The organism is Pseudomonas reactans (assembly GCF_013385825.1).
GTDB classification, from domain to species: domain Bacteria; phylum Pseudomonadota; class Gammaproteobacteria; order Pseudomonadales; family Pseudomonadaceae; genus Aquipseudomonas; species Aquipseudomonas reactans.
Genome location: NZ_JACAPG010000021.1, coordinates 224,689 through 243,034, shown reverse-complemented (window position 1 = coordinate 243,034; position 18,346 = coordinate 224,689). Strand labels below are relative to the sequence as shown.

Annotated in this window: 19 protein-coding genes; 10 read left to right on the top strand and 9 right to left on the bottom strand. The window is 61.4% G+C overall.

Going from position 1 to position 18,346, the window contains the following annotated elements; all coding sequences use genetic code 11:
- Positions 1–67: 67 nt before the first annotated feature.
- Complete coding sequence (locus tag HX868_RS25750) at positions 68–1,264, top strand: MFS transporter (RefSeq protein WP_177004788.1); 1,197 nt, start codon at positions 68–70, stop codon at positions 1,262–1,264.
- On the opposite strand, the gene arfB is transcribed toward HX868_RS25750, so the two are convergent.
- A complete protein-coding gene (gene arfB / locus HX868_RS25745) occupies positions 1,261–1,674 on the bottom strand; it encodes an alternative ribosome rescue aminoacyl-tRNA hydrolase ArfB (protein ID WP_016975416.1) in 414 nt (137 codons plus the stop codon). The genes HX868_RS25750 and arfB overlap by 4 nt on opposite strands.
- Before the next feature lie 109 nt (positions 1,675–1,783).
- Positions 1,784–3,205 carry an amino acid permease gene (locus tag HX868_RS25740; protein ID WP_177004787.1) on the bottom strand — a complete coding sequence of 474 codons (1,422 nt, stop codon included), beginning with the start codon at positions 3,203–3,205 and terminating at the stop codon, positions 1,784–1,786.
- A gap of 638 nt (positions 3,206–3,843) precedes the next feature.
- Between HX868_RS25740 and HX868_RS25735 the strand changes: the two genes are divergently transcribed.
- On the top strand, positions 3,844–3,981 hold the full coding sequence (locus HX868_RS25735; protein WP_003175756.1) for a hypothetical protein: 138 nt from the start codon (positions 3,844–3,846) through the stop codon (positions 3,979–3,981).
- 73 nt (positions 3,982–4,054) lie between these two features.
- Complete coding sequence (locus HX868_RS25730; protein WP_177004786.1) at positions 4,055–5,014, top strand: CgnE/CgnB domain-containing protein; 960 nt, start codon at positions 4,055–4,057, stop codon at positions 5,012–5,014.
- Between the two features lie 184 nt (positions 5,015–5,198).
- On the opposite strand, the gene rluB is transcribed toward HX868_RS25730, so the two are convergent.
- The 5 genes from rluB to HX868_RS25705 form a co-directional block, all read right to left on the bottom strand.
- Positions 5,199–6,410, bottom strand: coding sequence for a 23S rRNA pseudouridine(2605) synthase RluB (gene rluB / locus HX868_RS25725; protein ID WP_025858414.1), 1,212 nt, complete (start codon positions 6,408–6,410; stop codon positions 5,199–5,201).
- A 285-nt stretch (positions 6,411–6,695) separates the two neighbouring features.
- The gene (gene scpB / locus HX868_RS25720; RefSeq protein ID WP_177004785.1) at positions 6,696–7,628 is read right to left on the bottom strand and encodes an SMC-Scp complex subunit ScpB; all 933 of its coding nucleotides are present in this window, start codon (positions 7,626–7,628) and stop codon (positions 6,696–6,698) included.
- 12 nt (positions 7,629–7,640) lie between these two features.
- Complete coding sequence (locus tag HX868_RS25715) at positions 7,641–8,339, bottom strand: segregation and condensation protein A (RefSeq protein WP_164365898.1); 699 nt, start codon at positions 8,337–8,339, stop codon at positions 7,641–7,643.
- A 120-nt stretch (positions 8,340–8,459) separates the two neighbouring features.
- Complete coding sequence (locus HX868_RS25710; RefSeq protein ID WP_177004862.1) at positions 8,460–9,089, bottom strand: L-threonylcarbamoyladenylate synthase; 630 nt, start codon at positions 9,087–9,089, stop codon at positions 8,460–8,462.
- A 13-nt stretch (positions 9,090–9,102) separates the two neighbouring features.
- Complete coding sequence (locus HX868_RS25705; RefSeq protein WP_177004784.1) at positions 9,103–9,966, bottom strand: PHP domain-containing protein; 864 nt, start codon at positions 9,964–9,966, stop codon at positions 9,103–9,105.
- 87 nt (positions 9,967–10,053) lie between these two features.
- On the opposite strand from HX868_RS25705, the gene HX868_RS25700 reads away from it, so the two are divergent.
- The 7 genes from HX868_RS25700 (at position 10,054) to HX868_RS25670 (ending at position 15,561) form a co-directional block, all read left to right on the top strand.
- Positions 10,054–10,650, top strand: a complete 597-nt coding sequence (locus HX868_RS25700; RefSeq protein WP_016975424.1) for a septation protein A — start codon at positions 10,054–10,056, stop codon at positions 10,648–10,650.
- Position 10,651: 1 nt separating this feature from the next.
- Entirely contained in the window at positions 10,652–10,951 is a 300-nt protein-coding gene (locus HX868_RS25695) for a YciI family protein (RefSeq protein WP_177004783.1), read from the top strand.
- A gap of 105 nt (positions 10,952–11,056) precedes the next feature.
- Positions 11,057–11,464: an SH3 domain-containing protein gene (locus HX868_RS25690; RefSeq protein WP_177004782.1), complete on the top strand. Its 408-nt coding sequence runs from the start codon at positions 11,057–11,059 to the stop codon at positions 11,462–11,464.
- Positions 11,465–11,471: 7 nt separating this feature from the next.
- A complete protein-coding gene (locus HX868_RS25685) occupies positions 11,472–12,149 on the top strand; it encodes a response regulator transcription factor (protein WP_003193803.1) in 678 nt (225 codons plus the stop codon).
- A gap of 145 nt (positions 12,150–12,294) precedes the next feature.
- A complete protein-coding gene (locus HX868_RS25680) occupies positions 12,295–12,759 on the top strand; it encodes an LTXXQ domain protein (protein ID WP_177004781.1) in 465 nt (154 codons plus the stop codon).
- A gap of 68 nt (positions 12,760–12,827) precedes the next feature.
- Positions 12,828–14,171, top strand: a complete 1,344-nt coding sequence (locus HX868_RS25675; RefSeq protein ID WP_177004780.1) for an ATP-binding protein — start codon at positions 12,828–12,830, stop codon at positions 14,169–14,171.
- A gap of 40 nt (positions 14,172–14,211) precedes the next feature.
- Positions 14,212–15,561: a CoA transferase gene (locus tag HX868_RS25670; protein WP_177004779.1), complete on the top strand. Its 1,350-nt coding sequence runs from the start codon at positions 14,212–14,214 to the stop codon at positions 15,559–15,561.
- Between the two features lie 97 nt (positions 15,562–15,658).
- Here HX868_RS25670 and HX868_RS25665 read toward each other — a convergent pair whose 3' ends face one another.
- Together HX868_RS25665 and arcD are read right to left on the bottom strand one after the other, a co-directional pair.
- The gene (locus HX868_RS25665; protein ID WP_177004778.1) at positions 15,659–16,522 is read right to left on the bottom strand and encodes an AlkA N-terminal domain-containing protein; all 864 of its coding nucleotides are present in this window, start codon (positions 16,520–16,522) and stop codon (positions 15,659–15,661) included.
- On the bottom strand, positions 16,519–17,946 hold the full coding sequence (gene arcD / locus HX868_RS25660; protein ID WP_177004777.1) for an arginine-ornithine antiporter: 1,428 nt from the start codon (positions 17,944–17,946) through the stop codon (positions 16,519–16,521). The genes HX868_RS25665 and arcD overlap by 4 nt, the downstream gene beginning before the upstream one ends.
- Positions 17,947–18,346 lie beyond the last annotated feature (400 nt).

Below are 18,346 nucleotides of genomic sequence, written 5' to 3'. Positions count from 1 at the left end.
TGCGCGAGCCAAACCACCGGTATCATTAGCAGCCTATCTTTACCTGCCGCGACAGTGGACCTTTCCCATGCCCGATACCCAGCGCCCCATGGCGGTCACGCTGCAAGTTGTTTCCATCGTGTTGTTCACCTTCATTGGCTACCTGAACATCGGTATTCCCCTCGCCGTACTGCCGGGCTATGTCCACAGTGAACTGGGTTACGGCGCGGTGATTGCCGGCCTGGTGATCAGCGTGCAATACCTGGCCACCCTGCTGAGCCGACCGTATGCGGGCAAAATCATCGATAACCTGGGCAGTAAGCGCGCGGTGTTGATCGGTTTGGCGGGCTGCGGCTTGAGCGGTGTGTTCATGCTGCTGGCTGCGTGGTTCGCAAGCCTGCCGGCCTTGAGCCTGGGCAGCCTGTTGATCGGCCGCCTGGTCCTTGGCAGCGCCGAAAGCCTGGTGGGTTCGGGCTCGATTGGCTGGGGGATTGGCCGTGTCGGCGCAGAGAATACCGCCAAGGTCATCTCATGGAACGGCATCGCCAGTTATGGCGCGCTGGCAGTGGGCGCGCCGCTCGGGGTACTGCTGGTAAAAAACTTCGGACTGTGGAGCATGGGTGTCAGCATCATCCTGCTGGCCATCGTCGGCCTGCTGCTGGCCTGGAACAAAGTCGCCGCACCGATTGTTGCCGGCGTGCGCCTGCCCTTCATGAACGTGCTGGGCCGCGTATTGCCCCACGGCTGCGCCTTGGCGCTGGGCTCCATCGGCTTTGGCACCATCGCCACCTTCATCACCTTGTATTACACCACCCAGCATTGGGATAACGCGGTGTGGGCCCTGAGCCTGTTCGGCGCCAGCTTTATCGGCGCGCGGTTGTTGTTCGGCAACCTGATCAACCGGATCGGCGGTTTTCGCGTGGCGATTGCCTGCTTGTCAGTGGAGATCCTCGGCCTGCTGTTGCTGTGGTTGGCACCGGACGCAAACCTGGCCCTGGCCGGCGCGGCGTTGAGTGGATTCGGCTTTTCCCTGGTTTTTCCGGCCTTGGGCGTCGAAGCCGTCAACCTGGTGCCGGCGTCCAGCCGCGGCTCGGCGGTGGGCGCCTACTCGCTGTTCATCGATCTATCACTGGGCATCACCGGACCACTCGCCGGGGCTGTGGCAGCCGGCTTCGGCTTTGCGTCGATCTTCCTGTTTGCCGCTCTCGCCGCCCTGGGTGGTTTGCTGCTGAGCCTGTACCTGTACCGTCAGGCACCCAAGGCCCGCGAGGCGCGTGGCGACTAGAAGTCGACCTTGCCACGCCCGGCCTTGATACTGCCGCGCTTGGTCTTGGATTCGAGGCGGCGCTTCTTCGACCCCAGGGTCGGCTTGGTCGGTCGGCGTTTCTTCTCCACCTTGGTGGCGCTGAGGATCAATTCCACCAGACGCTCCAACGCATCCGCGCGATTCTGCTCCTGGGTCCGGTATTGCTGGGCCTTGAGCACCAGAACGCCCTCGCTGGTGATACGACTGTCGCGCAGCGCCAGCAAGCGCTCCTTGTAGAACTCAGGCAGCGACGACGCAGGGATATCAAAGCGCAGGTGCACGGCGCTCGACACCTTGTTGACGTTCTGCCCACCCGCACCCTGGGCGCGAATGGCGGTCAGCTCAATCTCGGCGTCGGGTAGGTGGACGTTGTTGGAAATCACCAGCATGGGCAGCGGAAACCTCTGTGGGGGCAACCAAGGATACGCGAATGCGCGCGCCCATTCCTGAAACAACAAACCCGGCACAAGGCCGGGTTTGGTTTATCTCACACACGCCTCACTTCACTGCTGGAGCAGCCACCTCCAAGGCTCGCTGCGCAACGCGCTTGTTCTTGATGCCGTAACACACCCACATGAACACCACCCACACCGGGATCGCGTACACCGACACCTGGATCCCCGGGATCATCAGCATGATCACCAGGATAAACACCACGAACGCCAGGCACACATAGTTACCGTACGGGTACCACAGCGCCTTGAACAATGGCACCTGCCCGGTACGATTCATGTGTTGGCGGAACTTGAAGTGCGAGAAGCTGATCATCGCCCAGTTGATCACCAATGTGGCCACCACCAGGGACATCAGCAGTTCCAGCGCGTGTTGCGGGATCAGGTAGTTCATCAGCACCGCCACCAGGGTGATCGCCGCCGACGCCAGGATGGAGCGTACCGGTACGCCGCGCTTGTCGATCTTCGCCAAGGCCTTGGGCGCATCGCCCTGCTCGGCCATGCCCAACAGCATGCGGCTGTTGCAGTAGGTGCCGCTGTTGTACACCGACAGCGCTGCGGTCAGGACCACGAAATTGAGGATATGCGCAGCAGTGTTGCTACCCAGCATCGAGAACACCTGCACGAACGGGCTGCCGCTGTAGGCGTCGCCGGAGGCGTTGAGGGTGGTCAGCAGGCTGTCCCATGGAGTCAGCGACAACAGTACGACCAGCGCACCGATGTAGAAGATCAGGATGCGGTAGATCACCTGGTTGATCGCTTTCGGAATCACCGTGCGTGGCTGGTCCGCTTCAGCGGCGGTGAAGCCGAGCATTTCCAGGCCGCCGAAGGAGAACATGATGATTGCCATGGCCATCACCAGCCCACCGACCCCATGGGGGAAGAAACCGCCGTGCTCCCACAGGTTGGTCACCGAGGCCTGTGGCCCGCCGCTGCCGCTGACCAGCAGATAACTGCCCAGGGCGATCATGCCGACGATGGCCACCACCTTGATGATGGCAAACCAGAACTCGGCTTCACCGAAGACTTTGACGTTGGCCAGGTTGATCAGGTTGATCAGCACAAAGAAGGCTGCGGCCGAGACCCAGGTCGGGATCTCCGGCCACCAGTAGTGCACGTATTTGCCGACGGCCGTCAGCTCCGACATGCCCACCAGGATGTACAGGATCCAGCAGTTCCAGCCCGACAGGAAGCCGGCGAAACCGCCCCAGTACTTGTGGGCAAAGTGGCTGAAGGAGCCGGCAACCGGCTCTTCGACGATCATTTCGCCGAGCTGGCGCATGATCATGAAGGCAATGAAGCCGCAGATGGCATAGCCCAAGATCATCGACGGGCCGGCGGATTTGAGCACCCCGGCCGAGCCGAGGAACAAGCCGGTGCCGATGGCGCCACCCAGGGCGATCAGCTGGATATGCCGGTTTTTCAGGCCGCGTTTCAGCTCGCCTGAAGAGGAAGGAGGAACACTCATGTAAAGGCTCTCACGCAAGGTTTGATGATGTTGAATGCAGGTTGCTGCCTTGAATTACCGACTCAAGCAGCGCCGCTCAAACCCCAGCGCAGGCACCAGGAGTACAGCGTCTTTCTAACGGTCATGCGTCACCTGTTTGTTTTTATCTGTGACGAAATCGAACCCGTCCGGCTCGTGGCCAGGCGGAGTGATCAGGGTGGGTAAACCCCGAGGTCTTGGCCTTTTGCGTGATTACGCAAGGGGGTCACAGTAAAACGCGGCGGATTGTACACCGCTCGACAGCTTGCGGCCGACCCCAAGGGGCGTGTGCGACGATCTGTCAGCAAATCCTTACGGGGTAGCGCCGAGCAATTATGCCGCCATTTTCTCGTAAATTAATCGTTACAGCATGGAAAATTAACGTTACAGCCGTGATCTGAAGAAAAATTGTCGCTCGGAAATTTCCTACAACCCAGCTTCCGCAGCTACCTGAATTTCCTCAAGAAAAAATCAAACCCGAAAAACAGAACAAAAAATCCAAATGAAACCGTGTCAATAAAAATTTTGCATTTTGAAACACTCTCTCCTAGGTTCTTCCCACTTGCCAGCGAAGCCCGTTGGCAAGCCGTTCTCAAACAACGTCCTCTAGGAGATACACCATGCAAGCACTGGAAAACGACCTGGAAACCGAACTGCAACTCGACGATTGGTTTGAAGCGCCGACCCATGAGGCCGCCGTTGAAATGATGCAAGCCGACGCCGTCGTGCCGTTCGGCACCGCGATGTGGCCATTCTAAATATCGGCAGGCATCCGGCAGGTGCTGTGCACGGCATCTGCCTCCTTACCCAAGGCACAGAAGGAAACACGTCATGGACAAGGCCCGCGCCGTCGAACACTTTCTCTACTACCTCGCGCACCATCCGGCCCTCAATGGCCTGAGCCGCCCCACCGTGCTGCTGGGCCAAACCGAGCGCTACGACGCCATCGCCCAGGCGATCACCCACAGCAGCGCCGCGCGTTTCAACTTCCAGGTGCAGCGCCTGGAGCTGGCCGCCAGCGACACCTTGGCCGAGGCCATCGAAGCCTGCGACCTCTACCTGTTTCTCTACGACTCTTCCACCTTGCCCAACCCTCGCGCCGAAGGCCCGGACTTCATCCGCGCCCTGCAGGGCGTGATGGCCGAACACTGGAAAAAATCCCTGCTGTTCAAGGATTACGGCGACTACTTCTACGACACCTTCAGCGTCGAACCCCAGCGCATTGCCGACCTCAATGCCACGCTGATCCGACGCATGTCCCAAGCCACCGTGTTGAGCTTTACCGACAAGCACGGTTCACGCCTGGAAGCGCCGATGAGCAGCATCAAGAAGTGGACCAACATCAACGGCATCGGCAACCACGACCTGGCCCCCGGCGAAATCGCCACCCACAGCGAGGCCATCAATGGCCAGGTGCGGTTTGTCGGCACCTTTCTCAGCACTATCCCCTTCGCGCGTAAATATGGCGTGCTGGAGTCACCGTTGGAGTTGTGGATCGAGAACTCGACCATCTGCAGCGTGGCCAGTGACGTGCCGGGGCTGGCAGATGATTTCAACAAGTACCTGAATGCCAACCCGTCGAATCGACGCGTCGAGGAATTGGGGATTGGCACCAATGAAGGCGTGAAAGATCTGTATGCGCGCAATGCCGGGTTTGAGGAGCGCCACTGCGGGTTGCACCTGGGTTTGGGGGGCGGGCAAAAAGGCAGTCATCACCTGGACCTGATCTTTGCCAGTGGGGTGTTGGCGCTGGATGACAAGCCGGTATTCGACGGCACTTTTGCCTTCTAAACACACCGCCTCCCCCCTGTAGGAGCCCGGCTTGCCGGCGATGGTGCCCTTGAGCCACACGCAAGACTGACTGGCGCCATCGCCGGCAAGCCGGACTCCTACAGGGGGGAGGCGCCGGCCATGAATACGGTGCAAAAAAAAACGCCAACCCGAGGGTTGGCGTTTTTGTGCCGCATTTAGCGCATCACTGCGGCTTCTTGCGACCAAAACCAGGACGCTGACCCGAACCGGCCGGGGCGCCACGGCGCTTGCCCGACGGCTCGTCGGCGACCAGTTTCGGGCCAGGGCGCTTGTTCGCCGCCGGCTTGGCTGGACGCTTGGTGCTGGCGTTGTCGGCTGGACGATCGGCTTCACCACGGTTGCTGCGACCACCCGACGGAGCAGGGCGCGGTGCACGTGGCGCACGCTCCCCTTCCTGGCGCGATGGCGCGGTTGGGCGACGCTCACCTTCGATCTGCGGCTCACGGGAGATACGACCGCCGGTAGCCGGTGCATTCAGCGCCGGACGCAGGGTGCGGGCCACACGCTCGGTGCGCGCCACAGGACGCGACGATTTACGCTGCATACGCTCAAGCTTGTCTTTGCTCTTGGCGTTCATCTGCGGCATCGCGACCGGCGTCAGGCCGACTTCGGCACTGAGGATGTCGACTTCGTACTGGCTCATTTCGCGCCAGCGGCCCATCGGCAGGTCGGAGTTCAGGAACACCGGGCCGAAACGTACGCGTTTCAGTCGGCTGACCACCAGGCCCTGGGATTCCCACAGGCGACGCACTTCGCGGTTACGCCCTTCCATCACCACGCAGTGGTACCAGTGGTTGAAACCTTCGCCGCCTGGCGCCTGCTTGATGTCGGTGAACTTGGCCGGGCCGTCTTCGAGGACAACACCTGCTTTCAAACGCTCGATCATCTCGTCATCGACTTCGCCACGCACACGCACGGCGTATTCGCGGTCCATCTCGTAGGACGGGTGCATCAGGCGGTTGGCCAACTCACCGTCAGTGGTGAACATCAGCAAGCCGGTGGTGTTGATGTCCAGGCGTCCGATGTTGATCCAACGGCCTTCTTTCGGCTTGGGCATCTTGTCGAACACGGTCGGACGGCCTTCCGGGTCGTCACGGGTGCAGATTTCGCCGTCCGGCTTGTTGTACATGATCACGCGGCGCACCGATTCGGCGGCCTCTTCACGCTTGATGACCTTGCCATCAATGGTGATTGCATCGTGCAGGTCGACGCGCTGGCCGAGGGTGGCCTCGACGCCGTTGACCTTGATGCGCTTCTGGGTGATCCAGGCTTCGACGTCGCGGCGCGAGCCCACGCCGATACGCGCCAGCACCTTCTGCAGTTTTTCGCCTGCTGGGCCGATTTCCTGGCTGTCGTTCTGGTCTTTGTCGTTCATCTTAAGCACCTCCCGGTGGGTCGATTCAGGCGTGGCCTGAAGAGTGTTGAAAGCGGGGCTTTGGCCGAACAGATCGGCAAAGGGTCGCGAATCATACGCGCATGGTGCGCGTTGCGCATCAGAGACTAGTTGAATAGTGGCCAGTCATCGTTTTTTTCCGCCGACCGGTGACCCTGTAGGAGCCGGCTTGCCGGCGATGGCGGCCTTGAGGCCGGCAGTGTCTATTCGGGGGCTATCGCCGGCAAGCCGGCTCCTACAGGGGGCGGTGGTGTTTGGCAGAGGGTGTCAGTCTTCAAACTGGCGGCGTTCGGCTTCGATGGCTTCGGCCAGAGCGCGGGCTTCGTCTTCTTCGTCGCTCAGGGGCGGCTGTTCCAGTGCGGCGACGGCGGCGAGGAGTTTTTCGCGGGCTTCGGCGACGCCGAGGATGTCTTCCTCGGGTTCGGACTCAGGTTCGATTTCAGGCTCCACGTCGACACTCGGCTCGGTTTGCGGCTCGGCAGCCCCGTCACGCAGCAGGTCGTCGAAGTCAGTCTTGATGCCCTGCTCCATGTCGTCCAATTCCAGCAACAACGTATGAAAACTGGTCTCGTCCTTCGGCTCTTCCGGCTCGGCCGTGGCGTCGGCCAACTCCTGCAGGCTCGCCGGGACGGGTGCGTCGTCGAAATCGAGCACCGGCTCGGCTTCCATCTCGCGCAGTTCGGCCAGCGGCGGCAGGTCGTCGAGGTTTTTCAGGTTGAAATGGTCGAGAAACACCTTGGTGGTGGCGAACATCGCTGGTTTGCCGGGCACGTCGCGGTAGCCGACGATGCGGATCCACTCGCGCTCCAGCAAGGTCTTGACGATATGGCTGTTGACCGCCACGCCCCGCACATCTTCGATCTCGCCACGCGTAATCGGCTGGCGATAGGCGATCAGCGCCATGGTTTCCAGCATCGCCCGCGAATAACGTTGCGGACGCTCTTCCCACAAACGGCCGACCCACGGGGAAAACTTCTCACGGATCTGCAGGCGGTAACCCGACGCCACTTCGCGTAGTTCAAAGGCGCGGCCATCGCAGGACTTGCGCAGGATCTCCAGCGCCTTCTTGAACACCGGCGGCTCAGGGCGCTCAGCTTCTTCAAAGAGTTCGAACAGGCGTTCCAGGGATTGCGGCTTACCTGAGGCCAGTAGGAAGGCTTCCAGCAACGGCGCCAGTTCGCGGGGTTCAGTCAGATTCATCGATTCAGCTCTTTATTCGGCTCGCGCCCGCACGTGGATAGCCGCAAAAGGCTCATTCTGGACCAGCTCGACCAAGGATTCCTTGACCAATTCAAGGATCGCCATAAAGGTCACCACCACTCCCAGGCGACCTTCTTCGGCGGTGAACAGCTCGACAAAAGGTACGAAACCGCCGCCCTTGAGGCGCTCCAGCACGTCGCTCATGCGCTCGCGGGTCGACAGCGCTTCACGGCTGACCTGGTGGCTTTCAAACATATCGCCACGGCGCAGCACCTCGGCCATGGACATCAGCAGTTCTTCCAGGCTCACGTCGGGCAACAGCTTGCGCGCGCGGGCTTCGGGGGCGTCGAGCTTGGGCACTACGACGTCGCGGCCCACGCGGCTCAAGCCGTCGATGCCTTCGGCGGCGGCCTTGAAGCGTTCGTACTCTTGCAGGCGGCGGATCAGTTCGGCGCGCGGGTCGTCTTCTTCGGCTTCCACCGTTTCAGAGCGTGGCAGCAGCATGCGCGACTTGATCTCGGCGAGCATGGCGGCCATCACCAGGTACTCGGCTGCCAACTCCAGGCGCACCGACTGCATCAACTCGACATAGCCCATGTACTGGCGGGTGATTTCCGCCACAGGGATGTCGAGGATGTTGATGTTCTGTTTACGAATCAGGTACAGCAGCAAGTCCAGCGGGCCCTCGAAAGCTTCAAGGAAGACTTCCAGGGCGTCCGGCGGAATGTACAGATCCAGGGGCATTTCCATGACCGCTTGGCCGTACACCATGGCAAACGGCAGTTCCTGCTGGGCGTCGGCCTGGGGATCAACGGTTTCCACGGCTGACATTCAGGCCTCGACCAGGAACGGAGCCGGGTCGCCGCAACCCACACGGATCACCTCGGGTTCGCCGTCGGCCAGGTTGATCACGGTGGAGGCTTTGTTGCCGCCGTAGCCGCCGTCGATGATCAGGTCGACCTGCTTTTCCAGCAACTGACGCATTTCGTACGGATCGTACAGCGGCTCGGTTTCACCGGGCAGGATCAGCGAAACGCTCATCAGCGGCTCACCCAGTTCGGCCAGCAGCGCCAGGGCGATGGGATGTTCCGGCACCCGCAGGCCGATGGTGCGCTTCTTCGGGTGCAACAGCAGGCGCGGCACTTCGCGGGTGGCGTTGAGAATAAAGGTGTAGGGCCCCGGCGTGTGGGCCTTGAGCAGGCGGAAGGTGCCGGTATCGACCTTGGCGAACAGCCCAAGCTGGGACAGATCGCTGCAGATCAGCGCGAAGTTATGCTTGTCGTCCAACTGGCGCAGGCGTCTTACACGCTCTACCGCGCCCTTGTCGCCGATCTGGCAACCGATGGCGTAGGACGAATCAGTCGGGTAGATCACCACGCCGCCGGCGCGAATGATCTCGACGGCCTGTTTGATCAGGCGCGCCTGGGGGTTTTCCGGATGAATCTGGAAGAATTGACTCACGTGTTCTACCTGTTCAGACGGTGGCAGTAATGGGGTCATGCTTGAATCGCCCCGACAAGAGCGGCAGGTCTTCGGGTACCTGGCGATACTCGCCGATTTCGGACCACCCACCTGGACCATGAAAATCACTGCCGGCACTGACCAGCAGACCAAATTCGCGGGCAAGGATCGCCAGGCTGCCGACCTGCTCGGCAGGTTGGTGCCCATTAACCACTTCGATCGCGTGGCCGCCCGCTCCAATATAGTCGCTGATCAGCTTGCGACGCTTGCTGCGGGTGAAATCGTAATGCCAGGGATGCGCCAGGCTGACCCAGGCGCCGGAGGCACGCAGGGTCCCGACCGTGTCTTCCAGGGTCGGCCAGTGTTGCTTCACATCCCCCAACTTGCCGGCGCCCAGCCATTTGCGGAAGGCTTCGGCGCGATCCTTGACGAACCCTTCACGCACCATCCAGTCGGCAAAGTGCGGCCGGGCCGGTGCATTGCCGCTGTCGCCCAGTTCCTGCTGGATGGCGCGGGCGCCATCAAGGGCGTTGGGCATGCCTTTGAGGCTGAGCTTGCGGCTTATTTCTTCGGACCGCAGCCAGCGGCCATCGTGCAAATCGGCGATGGCCTGCACCAGCGGCGGGGCCTGCTGATCGAAACCGTAGCCGAGCACATGAATGGTGGCGCCGCCCCAGGTGCAGGACAATTCCACGCCGTTGACCAGTTGCATGCCCAGTGAATGGGCGGTTTCGCGGGCTTCGTCGAGGCCTTCGAGGGTGTCGTGGTCGGTCAACGCCAAGACTCGCACGCCTTTTTCAAACGCACGCGCAACCAGTACCGCGGGCGCCAGGGCGCCGTCGGAGGCCGTGCTGTGGCAGTGCAAATCAACATTCACGGGGATGTGTAACCTCAAGTCAGCTGGCGCTTTCGCTACCAAGGATGTTTGTTATTATGCCGCCACATCCAGCTTCTGGCTCTTACTGTGAAACAATTCATCGACTTCATCCCGCTGTTGCTGTTTTTCATCGTTACCAAACTCGACCCCAGGGTCATCGATATCGCCGGTCACCCAGTGTCGTTCGGGGGCATCTACAGCGCCACCGCCGTCCTGATCATCAGCTCTATCGTCGTCTACGGCGCTATCTTCATCTCCCAGCGCAAGCTGGAAAAAAGCCAATGGCTCACCCTCATCGCCTGCCTGGTATTCGGCGGACTGACCCTGGCCTTCCACAGCGAAACCTTCCTCAAATGGAAAGCGCCGGTGGTGAACTGGCTGTTCGCGCTGGTGTTTACCGGCAGCCACTTCATCGGTGATCGCCTGCTGATCAAGCGAATCATGGGCCATGCGCTGACCCTGCCGGAGCCGGTGTGGACACGCTTGAACGTGGCCTGGATCGTGTTCTTCCTGTTCTGCGGCGCTGCCAACCTGTTCGTGGCCTTTACCTTCCAGGATTACTGGGTCGACTTCAAAGTGTTCGGCAGCCTGGCCATGACCGTGTTGTTCCTGGTAGGCCAGGGTATCTACCTGTCGCGCCACCTGCATGACGTTGCCCCTACCACGCCTAAAACCGAGGACTGACATGCTCTACGCCATCATTGCCACCGACGTGGCCAACTCGCTGGAAAAACGCCTGAGCGTACGCCCGGCCCATGTCGAGCGCCTCAAGCAGCTGCAGGCCGAAGGCCGTATCGTGCTGGCCGGCCCGCACCCGGCGGTAGACAGCAACGACCCAGGCGATGCGGGTTTGACCGGGAGCCTGATCGTTGCCGAGTTCGCCTCCCTGGCCGATGCCCAGGCCTGGGCCAAGGCTGATCCTTATGTGGCGGCCGGCGTTTACGCGGACGTCGTGATCAAGCCGTTCAAGCAAGTCCTGCCTTGACTCAGGTCGCGCGAACCATTTCAGTTCGGCGCGCTCCTAATTGCTCATTATTCTCGGTAACCTGCCGACAACGTTCTGAATATTCGTGTGGAATCAGGAGTTCCGATGCGCTTACGTCAGTTGTGTCTGTTGGCAGTGGTAATGATCGGGGCTACGGCCCACGCTGAAGAAACCTCGAACACCGGCAGTTCCACGCCCCTGTCCTTGAGTGCCGGCGCCCAGATCACCGAGTTGCAGCAACGTTTGAAAGAAAGCGAACGCCAGCGTGAAGAACTGAGCAAGCAACTGCAAAGCGCAGATGCTGGCCGCGAGAGCGCCCAATTGAGTCGCCTTCGCCAAGAGAACCAACGCCTGGCCCAGCAACTCAAAGAGACACAGGGCGGCGCCTTGACCCGCTGGCTGACCGAGCAACAGCAATGGTTCGTCACCGGCGGGGCCGTCGCACTGATCGCCCTGCTGTGCGGGATCTTCGCCAGTGGTGGGCACCGTCGCCGTCGACAATGGCTAAATTGAGTGAGTCATGAGCGAGCTGTTACTGATAGATGATGACCAGGAGCTCTGCGAGCTGCTGACCAGTTGGTTGAGCCAGGAAGGCTTTCAGGTGCGTGCCTGCCATGACGGCTTGAGCGCCCGCAAAGCCTTGGCCGACAGTGCCCCGGCTGCGGTGGTGCTCGACGTGATGCTGCCCGACGGCAGTGGCCTTGAGTTGCTCAAGCAATTGCGCAACGACCACCCGGAACTGCCGGTGCTGATGCTTTCGGCCCGTGGTGAACCGCTGGACCGCATCCTCGGCCTGGAGCTGGGTGCCGACGACTACCTGGCCAAGCCCTGCGACCCACGCGAGCTGACCGCCCGCCTGCGTGCCGTTTTGCGGCGCAGCCATCCGGCTGCCGTGTCGACCCAGTTGGAATTGGGCGACCTGTGCTTCAGCCCGGTGCGCGGTGTGGTCAGCATCGACGAACAGGAGTTCGCCCTCACCGTTTCCGAAAGCCGCCTGCTGGAAGCCTTGCTACGTCAGCCTGGCGAACCGCTGGACAAGCAGGAACTGGCGCAGATCGCCTTGGGCCGCAAGCTGACCCTTTACGATCGCAGCCTGGACATGCACGTCAGCAACCTGCGCAAAAAGATCGGCCCACACCCGGATGGCCGGCCACGGATCGTGGCGTTGCGCAGCCGTGGCTACTATTACAGCCTTTGAAATCGGGAGCCCTGGGCTCCTGGTTTTGTCAGCGCCCATCCAAATCGTCTTTACCCAAGCTTTACCCACACCTGACCGCCGCTGACCTTGATCTCCGTAATCTACTCACATCCGGACTCACCGGAATAGAGACAGGAGAATCACCATGCGCAAGACCCTTATCGCTTTGATGTTCGCCGCTGCCCTGCCCACCGTTGCCATGGCGGCAATGCCTGAAGGCCCAGGCCCGATGGGCGGCCCGGAAGGCCACATGATGGGTGGCCCGGGCCACGGCGGTGAACACGGTCCGCGTGGCAAAGGCGGCGCTTTCAGCCAACTGGACCTGAGCAAGGAACAGCGCCAGCAGATCGGCAAGTTGATGGGCGACCAATGGCACGCTCGCAAAGACCTGACCAAGAAGTACTTGGACAAACTGCCAGCCGCTGACCAGAAAGCCATGCAGGACGAAATCGCCGCCGGCAAGCAGAAAACCCAAGCGGATATCCGTGCGGTGCTCAAGCCTGACCAGCAGAAGAAGTTCGACGAGATCGTCAAGCAGCAGGAACAGCGTCGCGCCGAATGGAAGGAATTCCAGGCCTGGAAAGCGCAACAGCCGCAAAAAGCGCAATAATGCACCCGCGTTAACGCTCCCAGCCCAGTGGCCACCGCCACTGGGCTTTTCCTGTTTGAGGGTTTCCTGTGCGTTCATTGTTCTGGCGCATCCTGGCCAGTTTCTGGCTGGCCATCGCCTTGGTTGCCGGGCTGTCGATCCTGCTTGGGCACATGCTCAATCAAGATGCGTGGATTCTCAGCCGTCACCCCGGCCTCAATAACCTGGCCGAAGAGTGGACCCAACTCTACGAAACCCAGGGTGAGGACGCGGCCCAGGATCTGCTGCAACAGCGCAAGCGCCAGTACCACATCGACGTGCAGGTGCTGAATGAAAGCGGCGAGCCGGTGGTGCGCGGCACCTTTCCGCGCCGCGCAGCCGCCTTCGAAGCGCGCCAGAATGACAGCCAGGACGGTCACCTGCCCTGGCGTCGCCTGACGGCCGAGTACACCAGCGAAAAGACCGGCGACACCTACCTGCTGATCTACCGCATCCCCCACCCGGAACTCGACGCCTGGCACCGCAGCAGCCTTTTGTGGCCGCTGAGCGCGCTGGCGATTGCGCTGGTGGTGCTGACCCTGTTCAGCCTGTTGGTGACGCTGTCCATCACCCGTCCCCTCAGCCGTTTACGCGGCGCGGTACACGACCTTGGCCAAGCCACCTATCAGCAAAACAGCCTGGCGCGCCTGGCCAACCGTCGCGACGAATTCGGCGTGCTGGCCACCGATTTCAACCGCATGGGCGCCCGCCTGCAAAGCCTGATCGGCAGCCAGCGCCAGTTGCTGCGCGACGTGTCCCACGAACTGCGCTCGCCCCTGGCCCGTCTGCGTATCGCCCTGGCGTTGGCCGAACGCGCCAGTCCCGAAGAGCGGGAAAAACTCTGGCCGCGCCTGACCCGTGAGTGCGACCGACTGGAAGCCTTGATCAGCGAAATCCTGGTACTGGCCCGTGTCGATGCCGATAACGCCAGCGCCGAAGAGGTTGACCTCACTTCCCTGCTCAAGACCCTGCAAAAGGATGCCCAACTCGGCGCGCCGGACCAGCTCGTGCAACTGAACGCCGATACCGACCTGCACCTGAAGGGCTGGCCGACCATGATCGAACGCGCGGTGGATAATCTGCTGCGCAATGCCCAACGCTTCAATCCGCAGGGCCAGCCGATTGAACTGCACGCCCAGCGCCAGGGTGATCGGATCCTGATCAGCGTGCGCGACCACGGCCCCGGCGTTGAGGCCGAACACTTGAGCCAGCTCGGCGAACCCTTCTACCGTGCCCCCGGCCAGACCGCACAAGGCCATGGCCTGGGCCTGGCGATAGCGCGTCGCGCCGCCGAACGCCATGGTGGCAGCCTGATCTTGGCCAATCATCCTGACGGCGGTTTTGTTGCCAGCATCGACCTGCCATTGGAACCTGGGGTTGTCACACCGGCCTGATGATCTTCTATAGTGGCCCTTCTCTTATGGAGGGCCTTTGATGACTGACCTGCTGACTCCCATCCAAGCCGCACTCGCTCTACCACAAACGCCACTGGCCTTTACCTCAGCCGGCGCCCTGCCCTCGACCTTCGCCGTGACTGAGCTGGCCAGCGCCAGCATCGGCGCTGCCGGCCAAGCGGTGGCGCAACTGATCCAGCAACAGACCGGGCGCCTGCCCAGCGTCAGCGTGGACCGGCGCCTCGCGTCCTTTTGGTTTTCTTCTTCGATCCGCCCGGTAGGCTGGGAAACACCCCCGCTGTGGGACCCAGTGGCCGGCGACTACGCCAGCGCCGATGGCTGGATTCGCCTGCACACCAACGCGCCCCATCACCGCGCAGCGGCCGAGCGTGTACTCGGCAAGGTGACCGACCGAGCTGAAATGGCCACCAAGGTTGCCAAATGGAATGCCGCCGAACTGGAACAGGCGATTGTCGATGAGGGCGGTTGCGCCGCGCAGATGCGTGACTGGCAAGCCTGGCAGGCGCATCCCCAAGGGTTGGCGGTGAATGCCGAAGAACTGGTGCAGCGCCAGACCTTTGCAACCACCACCGACAAGCCCTGGCTCGGCTCGGTTGCGCGGCCATTGGCGGGCCTCAAGGTACTGGACCTGACCCGTGTATTGGCCGGCCCCGTCGCCAGTCGCTTTCTTGCAGGCCTGGGTGCTGACGTGCTGCGCATCGATTCGCCCACCTGGAATGAGCCCGGCGTAGTACCGGAAATGACCCTGGGCAAACGCTGCGCCCGCCTGGATTTGAAAAGCCCGGAAGGCCGACAGGTTTTCGAAGGCCTGCTCAAGGATGCCGACATCCTGTTCCATGGTTACCGCGCCGATGCCCTGGAACAGCTGGGCTACACCGCCGATGGACTGCAAACCCTCGCCCCCGGCCTGATCGACGTGAGCCTCAACGCCTACGGTTGGAGCGGCCCGTGGCGCAACCGCCGGGGTTTCGACAGCCTGGTGCAGATGAGCAGCGGAATCGCCGCCGCTGGCATGGCCTGGAAACAGACGGACAAACCGCTGCCCCTGCCGTTGCAGGCGCTGGATCACGCCACCGGGTATTTGATGGCGGCCAGTGCGATTCAGGCATTGAGCGAGCGGTTGAAAACCGGGCGTGGAGGTTCGGCGCGGTTGTCATTGGCGCGGACGGCGAAGTTGCTGGTAGAGGCGGGACAGGTGCCGGAGCAGCCAGCGTTGCGCGCCGAAGAGCCAACAGATCAAGGCCTGTTGGCGGAACAGACAGCGTGGGGCCAAGCACATCGATTGTTGCCACCGGTCGCTATCAGCGGCACGCCGTTGCAGTGGGACTTACCGGCTGGGGAATTGGGTTCACACCGGCCTCAGTGGTGACCTGTAGGCCGCCATCGCCGGCAAGCCGGCTCCTACAGGTAATCGCATTCCAACTGTAGGAGCCGGCTTGCCGGCGATGAGGCCAGTGCAGGCACTCCTAATCCGCCCGCTGCAACGACGTCCACAAATGCTGCGCCGCATACGCCCTGAGCGGTCGCCAAGCCTCAGCCCGCGCCAGCAACTGGCGTGGGCTCACCGGCCCACCTTCCAACGCCACCAACGCATTGATCAACCCGATATCCCCCGACGCAAACGCATCCACCTCGCGCATCTGGCGCATGGCGATGTACTGCGCGGTCCAGTCGCCAATGCCCGGTAACGCCACCAACCGCGCCACACCGGCCTTGAGGTTGGCCTGGGGTTCGAACAAGTGGGGATCATCCAGCAACGCCTGGGCCACACCCGACAAGGTCCGCCCACGTGCCTTGGGCATGCCCAGCGTCGCCAGGTCAGCCGCCGCCAACACCTCGGCGGTGGGAAATACATGGGTGATACCGGCGTGCGGGGTTGCCAGTGGCTGACCGTATTGCGTCACCAACTTGCCCGCCAGACGAATCGCGGCCACCACAGTGATTTGCTGGCCCAGCACCGCCCGAATCGCCAGTTCCAGGCCATCCCAGGTACCCGGCACACGCAGGCCCGGACGCGCCGCAACCAACTGCGCCATCAATGGGTCCGTCGCCAGTTGCGGGTTGATCAACTGGGGTTGGGCGTCCAGATCAAACATAGCGCGCAGGCGCCGTTCGATCTCAGGCAACGCTGCCGCTTCAGGAAAATCCACCTCCACGTCGAGCCAATCGCCATCCCCAATTGCCACGCTGATCCAGCCATGCTGTCCGCCGAGGCTGATGCTGCGCCGGTACACCCCCGCCTCGATCGTCTCCATCCCGCCGATCGCCCGCGCCGACAGAAACCCCACCATTGCCGCCCAGTCGTAGGGCGGCTGATACGCCAGTCTCACAACGACAACACCCCGCTGTACAAGCCATACGCCGCCAACCCCGCGCCGGCGATCACGCAGCTGAAAATGCCTTTTTCCATGTGGGTAAACAAGGGCTGGCCCTGCTCACGCTTGGCGAGGGCAAACAGGATCACGCCCGGCGCATACAACAACGCCGACAGCAGCAGGTATTTCAAGCCCCCGGCGTAGAGCAGCCACACCGCGTAGCCGAGGGCAATCAGGCCGACCAGCAGGTCCTTCATGCGCTGGCCGTGGGCACCTTCATAGGTCTCGCCGCGCCCGCTCAGCAGCACCGCATAGGCGGCCGACCACAGGTAGGGCACCAGGATCATCGAGGAAGCCAGGTAAATCAGGGTGGTGTAGGTGCTGTGGGAAAACAGCGTGATCACCAGGAACAGCTGGATCATCACATTGGTCAGCCACAGCGCATTGACCGGCACCTGGTTGACGTTTTCCTTTTTCAGGAAGGCCGGCATGGTCTTGTCCTGGGCGGTGGCGTAGAGGATTTCCGCGCAGAGCAGCGCCCACGACAACAAGGCGCCGAGCAGCGACACCGCGAGGCCGATGCTGATCGCCATCGCCCCCCAGGGGCCGACGATATGTTCCAACACACCCGCCAGGGACGGGTTTTGCAATTGCGCCAATTCCGGCTGGCTCATGATCCCCAGGGACAGCACGTTAACCAGCACCAGCAACGCCAGCACCCCCAGGAAGCCAATCACCGTGGCGCGGCCCACATCCGAGCGTTTCTCGGCCCGCGCCGAGTAGACACTGGCGCCTTCGATGCCGATAAACACAAACACGGTGACCAGCATCATGTTGCGCACCTGGTCCACCACGCTGCCGATCTTCGGGTTGCCCAGGCCCCAGATATCGCGGGTGAAGATATCCGCCTTGAACGCCACGGCGGCGATCACGATGAACATCAGCAACGGCACGATCTTGGCCACGGTGGTGATCTGGTTGATGAACGCCGCCTCCTTGATCCCGCGCATCACCAGGAAATGCACGGCCCACAGCAGCAGCGACGCACAGCCGATGGCAACAGGTGTGTTGCCCTGGCCGAACACCGGAAAAAAGTAGCCGAGGGTACTAAACAGCAACACGAAGTAACCAACGTTGCCCATCCAGGCGCTGATCCAGTAGCCCCAAGCCGATGAAAACCCCATGTAGTCGCCGAAACCCGCCTTGGCGTAGGCGTACACCCCCGAGTCCAGCTCGGGTTTGCGATTGGCCAAGCTCTGGAACACAAACGCCAAGGTCAGCATGCCAACCGCGGTGATTGCCCAACCGATCAGCACCGCCCCCACCTCAGCGCGGGCGGCCATGTTCTGCGGCAAGGAAAAGATCCCACCGCCGATCATCGAGCCCACCACCAGGGCGATCAGGGCGCTGAGTCGAAGTTTCTGGACCGGTTGGGACATGAACACTCCTGAGCAATAACCGTTTGAGCTGACGACCGTGCACTCAACTAATTAACTCAGCGAGTGTAGCGTTTATTAGAGAAGGCGATAAAACCGACACGCTCATAACGTAATGACCTGTCAAATATTCACGTTTAGGCTTATTTAGAATTTAAATAACACATCACACTAACGCTTATAGCGCTTTGGTGAAACATTGTTCAAAAAGTTTGCACATCTGGAAATACGGTCTAGCTTCAAACGTCCACGGACCTGACTAATAGATTAACCATAAAGCGAGAGAAGCGCTCTGCAAAGCACCTCTCCGAGGATTTATATCGCCCACGAGTTTCCAGCCTAAGTCATTAATTCACAATGGAATGTGCCAATGAAGTGATCTGAGTCAGCTGTTTGAATAGCG